Annotated in this window: 15 protein-coding genes; 7 read left to right on the top strand and 8 right to left on the bottom strand. The window is 67.9% G+C overall.

What is annotated here, in order from left to right; all coding sequences use genetic code 11:
- Window positions 1-64 precede the first annotated feature (64 nt).
- The gene (locus tag AC6I6X_RS20875; RefSeq protein ID WP_497932650.1) at window positions 65-892 is read right to left on the bottom strand and encodes an MBL fold metallo-hydrolase; all 828 of its coding nucleotides are present in this window, start codon (window positions 890-892) and stop codon (window positions 65-67) included.
- A gap of 14 nt (window positions 893-906) precedes the next feature.
- Window positions 907-1323: a DUF2237 family protein gene (locus tag AC6I6X_RS20870; protein WP_497932493.1), complete on the bottom strand. Its 417-nt coding sequence runs from the start codon at window positions 1321-1323 to the stop codon at window positions 907-909.
- Window positions 1324-1437: 114 nt separating this feature from the next.
- Between AC6I6X_RS20870 and AC6I6X_RS20865 the strand changes: the two genes are divergently transcribed.
- Window positions 1438-4332 (top strand): glucodextranase DOMON-like domain-containing protein, encoded by a 2895-nt coding sequence (locus tag AC6I6X_RS20865; protein WP_497932492.1) that lies wholly within the window; start codon window positions 1438-1440, stop codon window positions 4330-4332.
- Between the two features lie 104 nt (window positions 4333-4436).
- On the opposite strand, the gene AC6I6X_RS20860 is transcribed toward AC6I6X_RS20865, so the two are convergent.
- Window positions 4437-5858 (bottom strand): ATP-binding protein, encoded by a 1422-nt coding sequence (locus AC6I6X_RS20860; RefSeq protein WP_497932491.1) that lies wholly within the window; start codon window positions 5856-5858, stop codon window positions 4437-4439.
- A gap of 205 nt (window positions 5859-6063) precedes the next feature.
- Here AC6I6X_RS20860 and AC6I6X_RS20855 point away from each other — a divergent pair, with 205 nt between their 5' ends.
- Window positions 6064-6432 carry a universal stress protein gene (locus AC6I6X_RS20855; RefSeq protein WP_497932490.1) on the top strand — a complete coding sequence of 123 codons (369 nt, stop codon included), beginning with the start codon at window positions 6064-6066 and terminating at the stop codon, window positions 6430-6432.
- A 2-nt stretch (window positions 6433-6434) separates the two neighbouring features.
- A complete protein-coding gene (locus AC6I6X_RS20850) occupies window positions 6435-6995 on the top strand; it encodes a GNAT family N-acetyltransferase (RefSeq protein ID WP_497932489.1) in 561 nt (186 codons plus the stop codon).
- A 119-nt stretch (window positions 6996-7114) separates the two neighbouring features.
- On the opposite strand, the gene AC6I6X_RS20845 is transcribed toward AC6I6X_RS20850, so the two are convergent.
- A complete protein-coding gene (locus AC6I6X_RS20845) occupies window positions 7115-7573 on the bottom strand; it encodes a universal stress protein (protein ID WP_497932488.1) in 459 nt (152 codons plus the stop codon).
- Between the two features lie 212 nt (window positions 7574-7785).
- Here AC6I6X_RS20845 and AC6I6X_RS20840 point away from each other — a divergent pair, with 212 nt between their 5' ends.
- Together AC6I6X_RS20840 and AC6I6X_RS20835 are read left to right on the top strand one after the other, a co-directional pair.
- A complete protein-coding gene (locus AC6I6X_RS20840; protein WP_497932487.1) occupies window positions 7786-8250 on the top strand; it encodes a universal stress protein in 465 nt (154 codons plus the stop codon).
- 163 nt (window positions 8251-8413) lie between these two features.
- Entirely contained in the window at window positions 8414-9685 is a 1272-nt protein-coding gene (locus AC6I6X_RS20835) for a DHH family phosphoesterase (protein WP_497932649.1), read from the top strand.
- Between the two features lie 12 nt (window positions 9686-9697).
- On the opposite strand, the gene AC6I6X_RS20830 is transcribed toward AC6I6X_RS20835, so the two are convergent.
- The 4 genes from AC6I6X_RS20830 to AC6I6X_RS20815 form a co-directional block, all read right to left on the bottom strand.
- Window positions 9698-10393, bottom strand: coding sequence for a hypothetical protein (locus tag AC6I6X_RS20830; protein ID WP_497932486.1), 696 nt, complete (start codon window positions 10391-10393; stop codon window positions 9698-9700).
- A gap of 168 nt (window positions 10394-10561) precedes the next feature.
- Window positions 10562-10990, bottom strand: a complete 429-nt coding sequence (locus tag AC6I6X_RS20825) for a DUF5807 family protein (protein WP_497932485.1) — start codon at window positions 10988-10990, stop codon at window positions 10562-10564.
- Between the two features lie 137 nt (window positions 10991-11127).
- On the bottom strand, window positions 11128-11559 hold the full coding sequence (locus AC6I6X_RS20820) for a DUF7112 family protein (RefSeq protein WP_497932484.1): 432 nt from the start codon (window positions 11557-11559) through the stop codon (window positions 11128-11130).
- Window positions 11560-11592: 33 nt separating this feature from the next.
- Window positions 11593-11982 carry a 30S ribosomal protein S6e gene (locus AC6I6X_RS20815; RefSeq protein WP_497932483.1) on the bottom strand — a complete coding sequence of 130 codons (390 nt, stop codon included), beginning with the start codon at window positions 11980-11982 and terminating at the stop codon, window positions 11593-11595.
- A 225-nt stretch (window positions 11983-12207) separates the two neighbouring features.
- Here AC6I6X_RS20815 and AC6I6X_RS20810 point away from each other — a divergent pair, with 225 nt between their 5' ends.
- Both AC6I6X_RS20810 and AC6I6X_RS20805 read left to right on the top strand, forming a co-directional pair.
- Window positions 12208-12486, top strand: a complete 279-nt coding sequence (locus tag AC6I6X_RS20810) for a WNWW family protein (protein WP_497932482.1) — start codon at window positions 12208-12210, stop codon at window positions 12484-12486.
- A gap of 88 nt (window positions 12487-12574) precedes the next feature.
- Window positions 12575-12919: a hypothetical protein gene (locus tag AC6I6X_RS20805; RefSeq protein ID WP_497932481.1), complete on the top strand. Its 345-nt coding sequence runs from the start codon at window positions 12575-12577 to the stop codon at window positions 12917-12919.
- Window positions 12920-13055: the final 136 nt, after the last annotated feature.

Genomic DNA, 13055 nt, shown 5'->3' with positions numbered 1-13055 from the left:
TGAGCGCCGTGGTTGCGCCGCGTGGGGTTGATCGCCGGGCCGGTCCTCGACTCGTCGGCCGGCCTCAGTCGAGGACGTACTGCTCGCCGTCGATCGCCAGCGGCTCTTCGAACGCCTCCTCGGCGGGGTAGTAGTGGGCGAGGTGGACCAGTCGCGTCCGATCGGCCTCGAGTTCGTCGGCCAGCGCGAGCGCTCCCTCGCGAGTCATGTGTTTCGTCCCGAACGTTCGCGCCACGCCGTCGGGCCCCTCGTGGCGACCCCCGATCGGGTGGTACTCGCAGAGGTGGGCGGGCACGATGGCGTCGGCCAGCAGGAGGTCCGGATCGGCGAGCGCCTCGCGCGATCGATCGGGAACCTCGTAGCTCGTATCGCCCGTAAGCGACAGTTTGGCCCCCGTTTCGGGGTCCTCGACGACGACGCCGTAACAGACCAGCGGCGGGTGATCGACCGGGACGAGCGTCACGTCGAACCCGCAGACCCGGACCGGATCGAACGGCGTCGTCGGGTGGACGTCGATCGGATCGAGGTAGTGGTAGTCCGAGCGGACTGTCTCCGCGACGCTCGTGCCAGTCTCGGGGTCGGTCTCGTCGGCGGCGTAGACGGAAAGCGAGTCGAAGACGCGGAAGGCGTTGCCGAGGCCGTCGAGGTGGTCGAAGTGGACGTGCGTGACGACGGCGGCGTCGGGCAGGGGGACCTCGTCCCGGAGGAACTGGTACCGGAAGTCCGGACTGAAGTCGATCAACAGCGACTCGCCGGTCCGATCGTTCTCGACGTGAACCGAGAACCGGGTCCGCTCGACGCCGCGCTCTCGCGCCGCCTCGCAGGTGTCGCAGTCGCAGCCGACGGTCGGCGTGCCGGTCGTGTCGCCGGTTCCCAGCAGCGTGACGCGCATCGGTGCGGCGGTCACTAAGCCGACTCCTCCCGGTCGGCTTCCGCCCCGGGTACGGGATCGATCGTTCCGTCGTACTCGTGTTTCCGGAGCGTGTCCGGATCGAGGTCACGAAGCACTGCCTCGTGGGTTGCCTCGAGGACGACCGGTGGCGCACAGCCGGCCGCGTTCGCCTCCTGCCAGCGATCGAGGCAGAGACACCAGCGATCGCCCGGGTCGAGGCCCGGGAACTCGAACTCGGGACGCGGAGTGACGAGGTCGTTGCCCCGTGCCCGGCTGAACCGGAGGAACTCCTCGGTCACGACGGCACAGAGTTCGTGTCGCCCCCGGTCCCCGTCGATGCGGCGGCAGCAGCCGTCCCGGAGGTAGCCGGTCGCCGGGTCGGTGCTACAGGGCTCGAGTTCGGTCCCGAATACGTTCCGATCGGTGGTCATATCCGCCGTATCGGGCGGTGGGACGAAAAGGGTGGCGTCGTCCCGGGATCAATAACTATGATGTGTTTTTTCGTCACAAATATTAAGGTGTGGCGTCCGAACACGTGACACACCGTGAACCGACGAACGTTCATCACGACGCTCGCCGCCGCGACGACGGCTTCGGCCCTCGGAACGACGGCGAGTGCCGATCACCGGACCGACGCGGCGTCGATCGATCTCGAGAGCGGCGACGGCTCCCACCACCCGGGCCCGCCCCGCTTTCTGCACGCGAACGAGGCGATCGCCGATCCGCTCGGCCACGAGACGGAGACGCGGGACAGTCTCGCCCCCTGGAATCCGGACGGGGACGCGACCTACTCGTGGTCGATCGTCGACGCACCGGACGGGGCGGACCCCGATCTTTCGGGCGACGAGGTCGTCGCGTTCGATCCCGACGAACCCGGCGAGTACGCGCTCGAACTCAAGGCGCCCGACGGTACCCACGAACTCTCCGTCCGGGTTTACCCGGACGATACCGAGGCCGATCCGCGGCCGCGCGTCGACCTCGACGCCAAGGTCGTGGGCGGACAGGTGCTGTTGAACGCCACGGCGAGCGAACCCGAACGGGAGGACGTCATCGGGAGCGCCCTCGACGTGGAGTTCGTCGTCGACGATCGCCACCGCGATCGACTCGGCGGACTCGACGGCCCGATCTCGGCCGCCGACATCGGCGATCGCATCCGCGTCCACGCGGTCGCCGTCGGCACCCGCCACTCCGTTCCCGACGCGATCGACCTCGTCCCCGACGGCGACTCGATCACCGTCGAGCATCCTTACGACGTGCCCGACTGGGCCGAGAACGCCGTCGTCTACGAGATCTTCACCCGCCGATTCCCCGACCAGGACGACCCCACGTTCGACACCATCGCCGATCGGGTCGAGCACATGGCCGACCTCGGCGTCGACGCCGTCTGGATGACGCCGTTCGTCGAGACCGATCGGGGCTTCGGCACGCCGCCGGAGGAGGGCGGTCCGCACGGCTACCACACTGTCGACTACTTCTCGACCGATCCCGACCTCGGGACGATGGCGGAGTTCGAGGCGCTCGTCGACGCGTGTCACGACCACGACATCAAGGTGATCTTCGACCTCGTGATCAACCACACCGCCGACAGTCACCCCTTCTTCGAGGCTGCGACCGATCCCGACCACCCCGACCACGAGAAGCACGTCGACTGGTACCGCTGGACGGATCGGGACGCCCTCGAGGCGGAGTTCTACTTCGGCTGGGGCGGCATTCCGAACCTCAACTACAACAACCCCGAGGTGCGCCAGTTCTGTCTCGAGGTGATCGACTACTGGGTCGAGAAGGTCGACGGCATCCGGGCGGACGTCGGCTGGGGCGTCCCCAAGGGCTTCTGGCAGGAGATGTACGATCGGATCAAGCGCCACGATCCGGAGTTCCTCCTGCTCGACGAGACGATGCCCTACGACGTCGAGTACGCCGGCGGCCTGTTCGACGTCCACTACGACAACCACCTCCACGCGGCGCTCGGCGACGCCGCCGACGGGACCCCCGAGTCGATCCTCGACGCCGTCGAGCGCCGCCGCCAGGAGGGCGCGCCCGACCACGCGCTGTTCCTCCAGTACATCGAGAACCACGACACCGATCGCTACCTCGCGACCCACGACGCCGAGTCCCAGCGCGCCGCCGCCGCGACGACGTTCACGCTCCCGGGCGTGCCGATGATCTACTACGGGCAGGAGACGGGACTCTACGACTGGCGGGAGGCGATGAACTGGGGCGAGTTCGACGAGTACGTGCTCGACTTCTACGATCGCCTCGTCGATCTCTACCGCGATCACCCCGCCCTCGGCGCGCGGGGCCGACTCGAACGGATCGACTACGAGAGCGAGGCGGACGGGGCGCTCGCGTACGCCCGCTACGACCCCGAGACCGACAGGCGTGCGGTCGTCCTCCTCAACTTCGCGATCGGCCCACAGACGGTCACCGTCGGCGACTACGTCCACGAGGAGAACCTGCTCGCCGACGCGCCGGCGAACCTCGAGTACGACGAGGAGACCGGCACCGCCGCGGTGACCGTCGGGACGGCCGTGGTGCTCGAAGCCGACGAACCCGAGGAGTTCGTGCTCTCGAGCGACGCGCTCGTCGAGTGGCCCTCCGAGGAGGGCACCGATCACGGCCCCGGGAGCTACACCTACCCCGCGACCGACGAGATTCCCGAGGGCGAGTTCGACCTCGCGTCCGTGACGATCGAGGAGGGCGACGGTCACTACCGCATCGCCTACGAGTTCCGGAACGAACTCAGCGATCCATGGAACGGCCCACTGGGCTTCTCGCACCCGATGATGCAGGTCTACTTCCGGAATCCGGACGGCGAGGGCGGGACGACCGAGGCTCGAACCGGCGTCAACGCCGAGTTCGAGGCCGCGTACCACCACCGCGTCGTCGCCGACGGGTTCGTCGACGAGTCCCAGCCCCGCGTCGAGGACGCCGAGGGCAACCACGTCAGCGACGTCGAACTCCACTACGATCGCAACCAGGATCCGCGGACGATCAGGATGACCGTCCCCGACGACGACCTCGAGTACCTGCCCGAGGGCGAGGGGATGGCGCTCGTGTTCAGCATGGACGGCTACGGCGAGGGCCGCATCCGCCAGGTCGGTACCGACGGCGGCGACTGGTCGTTCGGCGGCGCGAACGGGTCCGGCGCGCCGAACGTCATCGACATGGTGACCCCCGGCGACATCGACCAGTCCGACGCGCTCGCCCACTCCGAGGACGAGGTCGCGACGATTCCGTTCGCCCCGATCGGGGACGACGTCGAGGCCGACGATCCGGCCGAAGAGAGTGCCGGGGACGAGAACGCGGACGAGGGGTCGTCCCCCGTCCCCGGATTCGGAGTCACCGCCGGCGCGGCCGGCGTCGCGGGCGGGGCCGCCTACGTCGCGTCGAACGCGCTCGGCGACGCTGACGAGAGCGACGCGGGCGACGATACCGAGTAGTTACCTCGCGACTCGCGAGTCGGTCCGCCCCGCTCTCTCGCGATCGGCGAGGCGATCGGTGACGGGGTTGCGCTGAATCGGTATCGGACGGTGATCGCAAAAAATCAGTGATCGTGATCGTGGTCGTGCGAGTGGCCGTGATCGCTCGGCTCACCGCCGTCGCTCGCCTTCCCGATGTCGCCGCCGGCGACCAGCGCGTCGTGGTCGCCGCCCATCATGTCCATGTTCTTCAGGGTGTCGCGCTCCTCGAACTCCTCGACCGCCTCGAGCAGGTCGTCCTGGGACAGTTGCGTCCGGTCCTCGGTCAGGGCCTCGAGGACGGCCTCGCGAAGGACCATCCGGAGGTCGCTGCCGGTCAGCCCCTCGGTCGCGTCGGCGATGAGTTCCGGATCGAACTCGTCGATGTCCATCGTCCGGGTGATGACCCGAAGGATGTCGGCCCGCATGCCGTAGTCGGGTTTGGGGAAGTTGATGATCTCGTCGAACCGCCGCCAGGCCGCGTCGTCTAGCTGGTCGGGGTGGTTGGTCGCGCCGATGAGCAGGACGTCGTCCTCGATGAGCGAGATGTTGTCGATGCTCTTCAGCAGAGTGTTGACCGCGCGCTTCAGCGCGGCGTGCTCGTCGCTGCTCCGGGTCTTGGCGACGAAGTCGAACTCGTCGATGAACAGAATGCACGGCGAGAGCCGCTTTGCGACCTCGAAGGTCTTGTCGACGTTCTTGGCCGTCTCCCCGAGGTACTGGCTCGTGATCATCGAGAGTTTGACCTCGACGAACGGCAGGTCCATGTCCTGGGCCAGCGCCTGCGCCGTGGAGGTCTTGCCCGTTCCCGGCGGCCCGACGAACAGCAGTTTCCCGATCTCGCGCAGGCCGATGTCCTTGAGGTAGTCGCGGTGTTCGATCGCCTTCGAGATCTTGTCGAGTTCGTTCTCCTGGTCGTCTGTCAGGACGAGGTCGTCCAGCGACATCTCGACCTCCTCGGGGGCGCGAACCTCCACGAGGTCGAGCATCTCCTCATCGTCTTCCTCGTCGAAGTACTGGTCGAGCAGGCCGTCGATCCAGACCCGATCGGCCTGGATCGGCCGGTTCCGATCGCGCGCCGTCTGGTAATCGACGTCGACGTCGTACGCGTCGTGTTCGGCGAAGTATCTCGCGAGCGTCGGGTTCTCGAGCAGTCGCTCCTCGTCGACCCGCTCGACGAACCACTGTTCCGCGAGGTCCTGGTCGGCGAGCGTGATCGTCCCCGAGAACTCGTCGCGCTCGGTGAACATCAGTTCGGAGACGGCGGCCCACGGCTGATCGACGTCGGTCGCCTCGCGCGCGGTGCTGTTGGTTACCGAGAGCGGACGACTGATCCCGGCGGGCCGGTGGCGCTCCCCGTCGCTCTCGCTCTCGTCGCTGTCGACGCCGCCGGTCCAGTACACCCGGCGGTACGACGGCGGAAGGTCGTTCTCGTCCAGTCGTCTGTCGTCAGAATACACGCTCGTCGTGAGCAGGAACTCGACGACATCGAGCGCCGCATCACTCATTCGGTCAACGTATTCACCACATACCCTTAACGCCGTCGTCACGCGCAACGCGTGCGCCAGCACGACACACCGCACCGTTCGGCTCCGATCGGCTGCCGTGGTCCCCGTGGCGACTCGACGTGGCCGGCCCGACCACCGATCGACCGTCCCCGACCCGGATGCGAACGGCACAACGGTTTTTGTCCCTTGGCTCACACGCGTATACATGAACGTGTTGCTGGGACTCGCTGGAAGCGACGAGTCGGTCACGGCGCTCCGCCGGACGATCGAGCGCACGACCGAGGCCGACGACGATCTGACCGTTGCCGTCGTCCAGAAACCCGAGGCGGACCGCTCGCAGGACGAGATGTATCGCCAGGCCGACGAACTCCTCTCGTCGGCCGGTGTCGAGGCCTCGATCGAACGCCTCGACGGCGATCCCGGCAGTGCCCTCGTCGATTACGCCGAACAGGGCGAGTTCGATCAACTCGTCATCGGCGGCGGGACGCTGTCGCCGATGGGGAAGATCCAACTCGGCCCGGTCACCGAGTTCGTCCTGCTGAACTCGCCGATCACGGTCAAACTGGTCCGATAACCATGCCTGGTTCGCGTCCGTATCCCGACGACACGTCGGGTCCGTTTCCGTCGCCGCCGACGACGTTCGAGGACGGCGACGGCCGATCGATCGAGATCCGCGCCCTCGACATAGAGGAGGGGCTGGACGACGTCGTCGACATGTACGTCCAGTTCGATCCGGCCGACCGCGCACAGGGGATTCCGCCGACCGGCGAACAGCGCATCCGCAACTGGCTCGAGGCGATCGGCGAGGACAGCGTCACCGTCGTCGCGCGCCACGAGGGCGACGTGATCGGCCACGCGATGCTCGTCCCCGACGCCGACGATCCGTCCCTGATCGAGGACAACGACGACGTCGAGTGGGAACTCGCGATCTTCGTCCTCCAGGAGTACCAGCGGGCCGGGATCGGCACCGTCCTCCTCGAGAACCTCCTCGGCCACGCCAGCGACCTCGGCATCGATCGCGTCTGGCTCACCGTCGAACGCTGGAACAACCCGGCGATCGCACTCTACCGGCGCGTCGGCTTCGAGGCGACCGGCACCGAGAGCTTCGAGCAGGAGATGGCGATCCTGCTCGACTGAACCGTTTTCGTCCGGGGAACGATTCGCACGCAGTTCGAAACTCGCTGGTATCGAAAAGAGGACTTTCGAGGTGCGTTACGCGGCCGACTCGAACGGAGGAAACGAGCCGACGAAACGGCTCAAACGGACAGCACGGGCTGGCTCGCGTACGAGAGGACGTACTCCGCGGCCTTCTCGAGGACCTCCGCGGAGGTTCCGGTCACCGGTTCGCGCGGGAGGACGATGAAGTCGGCGTCGACCGCGTCGGCGGTGTCCAGGACGACGTTGCCGGGGTGGCGCGTCTTGCGCGTCTGGGAGAAGCCGTCGTCGACGGCGGTCGACAGCGGGACGCCGCGATCGTCCGCGAGGGCGCTGATCTCGTCGAAGAAGTCCTGGGTGGTATCGGCCACGTCCGTCTCGTCGACCGTCCCGGCGTCCATTCCCTGGACGACGCCACGGCCGAGCACGTACAGCGCGTGGACCGTGGCGTCGTACCGATCGGCGACGGCGACGGCGTACTCGACGGCGGTAGCTGACTCGTCGCTCCCGTCGACCGGTGCGAGAACGGTGTCGACGGTGAACGGCTCGCTGGCGTCCATACGCGTCCGTGCGCGTTCCGCTCTCAAAAAGCCTCCCCAAGGCTCGCCACGGGTCCCGGTTCGTCCGGCGATCGGGTCCCGCCGATCCCGCAACTCGGCGGCGACCTGCGTCGGTCCGGTGCCGCCGACCGCTCCGGGCCGACGACGCCGGTGCGGTCGCCGATCGGGATCGATCAGGGGTGTTTAAGCGGTCACGTGCGCAATTCCCGCCCATGTTCGATACGGTCGTCGTCGCAACGGACGGCTCCGAAAGCGTGAAACGGGCCGTCGACGTCGCGTTCGACCTCGCGGACCGCTTCGACGCCGAGGTTCACGCCCTCTCGGTCGTCGACGCGAGCGAGGTCGACGCCTCGCCCCAGCAACTGCGCGAGGAACTGCGGACCGCGCTCGAGACCACCGCCGACGCCGCGCTCGCGACGGTCGAGGAGCGGGCCGATCGGGAGATGACGACCGCCGTCCGTGAGGGCCGACCCGCGGCCGAGATCTGCGAGTACGCGCGGGAGATCGACGCCGACCTGATCGTGACCGGGACGCGCGGTCGCCACGGGGAGAACCGCCTCCTCCTCGGGAGCGTCGCCGAACGGATCGTCCGGACCTCGCCGGTCCCCGTCCTGACGGTCCGGCAACTCGAACCCGCGGACGAGGACGCCGGCGACGGGGCGACAGCCGACGCCTGATACGGATTGCTGTAACGATTTACCGGCGCAACCGCGATTCGGGCGGCGGTTGCGCCGGAAATGACTTACAGTAAACCGTATGAACCGGGACGCCGCCGATCGCGGACGAGCACTGACGGCGAAGACCGGCGGTTACTTCCCCGCCCGCCCCGCAGGGATGCCCATGGACGAGGAACTCATCGACAGCGGCGACTTGCCGATCGCCCGCAAGTCCGTGCTGCCGGGCACCGGCTTCTTCCTGCCGGACGCGCTCGAGGAGGACATCGAAGACGAGCAGACCGAAGCCGCACTCGAGGGGGCCGAGGTCGCCGTCATCGCCGATCCCGACGCCGACGGTCTCGCGTGTGTCGCCCTGCTCCGGGAGGCCTACGACGACGTCACGAACGTCCCGGAACCGGACGACGACGTGGCCGCGGCCGGCGACGACGCCAGCGCAGTGTCGACGAGTACGGCCGACGCGGCCGACGCGATCGACGACGCCGAGGAACCCGCGATCCTCGCCGCCGACGCTGACGATCCGCTCGAGGGTCCCGAGCCGACGCCTCACGAGGTCGCACTCGTTCCGGCGAGTCCCCACGACGTCGAGGACGCGCTGGCTCGCGTCGCCGAGTTCGGCGACGAGGGGATCGACATCTACGTCTGTGACCTCGCCCCGGACCGGTACGAGTACGTCGCGGAGGAACTCGACGCGGCCGTCGAGACCGCCGTCCGGGTCGCGTGGTACGACCACCACCAGTGGGACGACGCGGTCGCCGAGTCGGTTCGCGAGGCCGGCGTCGACCTCGTCGTCGGCGACTCCGACGAGGAGTGTAGCGCCGACGTGGTCTACCGATCGCTCGAGTACGAGTTCGGCCCGATGTACGAGGAACTGGCCGCCGTGACGCGCGATCACGACCTCTGGCTCCGCGAGGACCCCCGGAGCGACGACCTCGCGGACTACGCCTACTGGACCGATCCCGCCGAGTACGTCGAGGTCGTCCGCGAGTACGGCGTCGACCTGCCCGAATGGGCCCAGGAGTTCATCTCCGAACGTCGCGTCGAGAAACAGGCGCTCATCGATCGGGCCGTCGGTCGCGCCGAGTTCCGCGACATCGGCGGCTACACCGTCGGCGTCACCTACGGCCGCTGTTCGCAGAACGAGGTCGCCGAGGCGATGCGCGAGGAGGGTGCCGACGCCTCCGTGATCGTCAAACCCGCCGGCTCCGCGTCGATCCGGGGGACCGACGAATTCGATCGGTGTCACGAGGTCGCGGGGAGGGTAAACGGCGGCGGCCACCCGAAGGCCGCGGGCTGCAAGCCCGACATCTACGACGACATGCTCGACTACGCGAACCACTGGACGACCCGCGGGTCGGTCGCGAAACAGGTCATCCTCGACGCGTTCCGGGCGGTCGTCGAATCGGAATCGAACGTAGCGACGGCCGAAGAGGAGTAGATAGTCGATTCCTTACTGCCGCGAGGCCATGTACCGAAGCACGAGCTGCAGGACGTGGACGAACACCCCGGCCACGGCGATGTAGACGCCGATCGTCTGGAGGCCGATCGAGGCGTCGCGCCGATCCCGAACCTGCCAGATCTCGTAGCCCAGTCGGAGCAGGAAGCCGAGGAAGATCAGGACGAAACCGACCAGCAGGACCGGCTGGACGAACGTCCCGACGAGGACCGCGACGATGCCGCCGATGAACGAGAAGTTGGCGTAGCGCCCCCAGCTCTCGAACGTCTTCGATCGGGCGTAGACGTAGCCGGCGATGACGGCGGTCAGCAGGGCGGTCACGATCGCCGTCACGCCCAGGATCGTCAGGTGGGCCTCTCGCGGTGCGAAGCGCAACACGCCGGCGCCGAAGATCCCGAAGGCGAGTTGCAGGATGACCATCCCGACGAACGCGATTCCCATGTCACCGTTCGTGACGCCGCGTTCGGCGACGAATTCGCCGGCCATGATCGCTGCCCCGTAGACCAGCACGCCCACGATCGGGATCGAGAACAGGTAGGCGTTGACTTGCTGGAGCGGCGTCGTGACGATGACGTACATGAGGGCGACGTTGATCGCCATCAGGACGCTCGCACCGCCGATCACCTGCACGTCCCGGCTCGAGAGGCCGAACCCGCGTCCGGTCTCGTGCGGGGTTTCGAAGGAACTCATACCCCGATAGTACCGCGTCCGATCGCAAAAGGGTGGTCCCTCCCCCTGCGGCGGGCGGTCGTGACCGCGACGAACGCGGGCCGGGTTCATACGGATTTCTGTCAGTCAGTTCCGACGCATCCGCGACCCGTCTGCGGGTGCGCCGGGAACTCGGTACAGTGATCCGTATCAGGTGCCCGTCGCGTTCCACCGATCGGAGTACGCCGTCCCGCACGCACACCGCGCGTAGGCGTGGATGACGTCGCCGTCGGCGTAGATGCCGCCGACGTCCTCGTTTCGCTCCTCGGCGAACGCGAAGATGAACTGCGGGTGGTGGGGCCCCTCGTCTTCCGCGTCGGGGCAGGTCCCGTCCGTCAGATCGTCGGCGATCGGACTCTCCCGTTGCATCGCGGTCTTCGCGAACTCCATCGCGCCGGTACCCGTCGCGGCCTGGAAGGCGCTCCGGCCCCGTTCGCCGTCGACGACGATCAGGACGCCGCCGTCGACCCGATCGCCGAACTCCGCGAGTCGATCGTCGTCGACGAACGAGTCCGAGAGAAAGAGCGCTACGTCGTCCGGGCGCTCCCCTGCGAGGAAGGCCGTCCGTGAGTCGGTCATGCGTCGTGATCCTCGCTCGACGGGGAAAAAGGGCGCGTCATCGGTCGGGCGAGGCCGATCGCGTTCTCGGCTCGCCGAGCCGGTTCCGTTGCCGGGCCGCCGTCGATCGCAGGCGGCTGCCCCGCTCGCAAGTGCGGTTACTCGAGGTCGTCTGCGATCGACGACAGGCTGTCGCTCGGCGGTTCGCGGGCGTCGTAGTAGGCCGACTCGCCCGGTCCACGGAGGCCGTAGAGGAACTCGGGTTCGACGACGTCGACGAGGATCGAGCCGCCCGCGGGGACGTCGTGGTCGTCGATCCACGCCGCCAGCCGATCGGAACCGCTGCCGGGATCGCGAGCCCCGTCCGGCGTCTCGTAGATGCCGGGGACCGACAGGTCGTCTCCCGTGAGCGCCCGCTCGACGCGAGCGAACAGTTCGTCGCCGTCGAGGACGACGCGGACGACCTCGTCGGTCGGGAACGCGTCGCGCTCGTCGGACGGGATCTCCAGGCGGCGGCCGGAGGGGGTCTCCGCACACGTCGCTCGAATCGTTTGCACTGACGGGTGGTCGCTCGAAACGCGGTCTGCCATGTGTGGTGAAAGAGAATGCGGTGGGTAGGGTAGTTACTCGTCGTCGCCCAGCAACTCGTCGACTTCGGTGCTCCCGCGATCGACGATCGAGGCGTTGATCTGCGCGACGGCGTCGGAAATTTCGCGACCGCGAACCGTGATCCGGCGTCGCTCGCCGTCACGGTCGGGGTGGTAGCCCGTCGTGCGCCCTTTCATCATGACTTCCTTCAGGTTCGCCCCGGCGACTTCGGGGGTGAGCGGTCGGCCGGCTTCGTCGGACCCGCCCGTGATCTCGAGCGTGTAGCCGTCGAGTCCGACCGCTCCGCCGTCGACCTCCTCGCCGATCGACTTGCCGATGAACCGGTTCGCGTCCTGTTCCTCCGCCTCGAGTTGGTAGGACGACCCGGAATCGGGGTCGCCGACGACGACAGTGAAACTTGCCATGCACGGGAGAAAACGGTCGGTACCCAAAAACACATCGAAACACGGGCCGCGCCAGGACCCGACGTGGCCGTCGTTCCGCGTTCGGGCCCCGTCGATCACTTTCGTCGCGGTCTCGTCGGACCGATCGGCGGTCCGGAATCCGACTCGATCGCGTCACCCGCCGGCGCGGAGGACGGCGACAGGCCGGGCGGTGGGATTTAGGCCGCTCGCCCCCTTTCTGGATGTATGTGCCTCGATCCGGGGCGACTGGAGCGCCGTCTGCGCGACGAGTTCGGCGGGACGATGGGCCAGTCCCGCGTCGTCGTCCGGCAGGCCGTCGACCTCGCGGACTCCGGGCAGTACCGCGAGGACGTGGGCGTCGCTCTCACGAACGACGTCGTCGTCGACGAACTGGCCGACGCCCCGGACGGGGGCCCGCCGGAGCGCTGGAACTGGTGGATCGGCTCGCTGGAGCTCGCGTACGGTGGTTACGGCCAGTTCGGGATCCGGCGGTACCGGCCGTAGCAGGTGGGGTCGGCCCCGTTTCGAGAACACCCGGTGGCGCGAGTCGAGAGGGTAACAGGGATTGTGATGGACGACGAACGTGAAGTCGATGAGCGACTCGACCCGTCCGCTCTGGCCGGCGTACCTGTTGACGGTACTCGTCGCCGGGCTCGGCCACTGTTATCTCGGACGGTGGAAGCGAGGGGCTGCCTGGTTCGGCAGCTACGCCCTCGCGCTCGCGTTCCTCAGTGCGCGGACGCTCTCGAGTGCGCTCGAACCGGGCGCTCCGTTCGTCGTCACGGCGTTGCAGTTCGATGCCGTGAGCTACACCGACGTCGCCTTCCCGCTGGCCGTCCTGGTCGTCTGCCTGCTCGACGTCTATCTCATCGGACTCGCCGAGTTCCGCTCCGGCCGTTCGAACGGCACGCCGGTCCGATCGGACGGGACCTCCTGATCTCGCTCCGGGACCGGGTCCGATCGGACGCGGCTTCGAGATCGGTCGCCGCCACCCGGCGTCGGGTGCCCGCGCCCGAGACCGCGTCGGCGCGCATCGATCACCGGTTAACTGTCAGCCATTCTCATTACCCTCG

Source organism: Halosolutus sp. YCN4 (genome assembly GCF_059736495.1).
The sequence above is the reverse complement of the archived record's forward strand: the minus strand, read 5'-3'. Positions and strand labels throughout refer to the sequence as shown.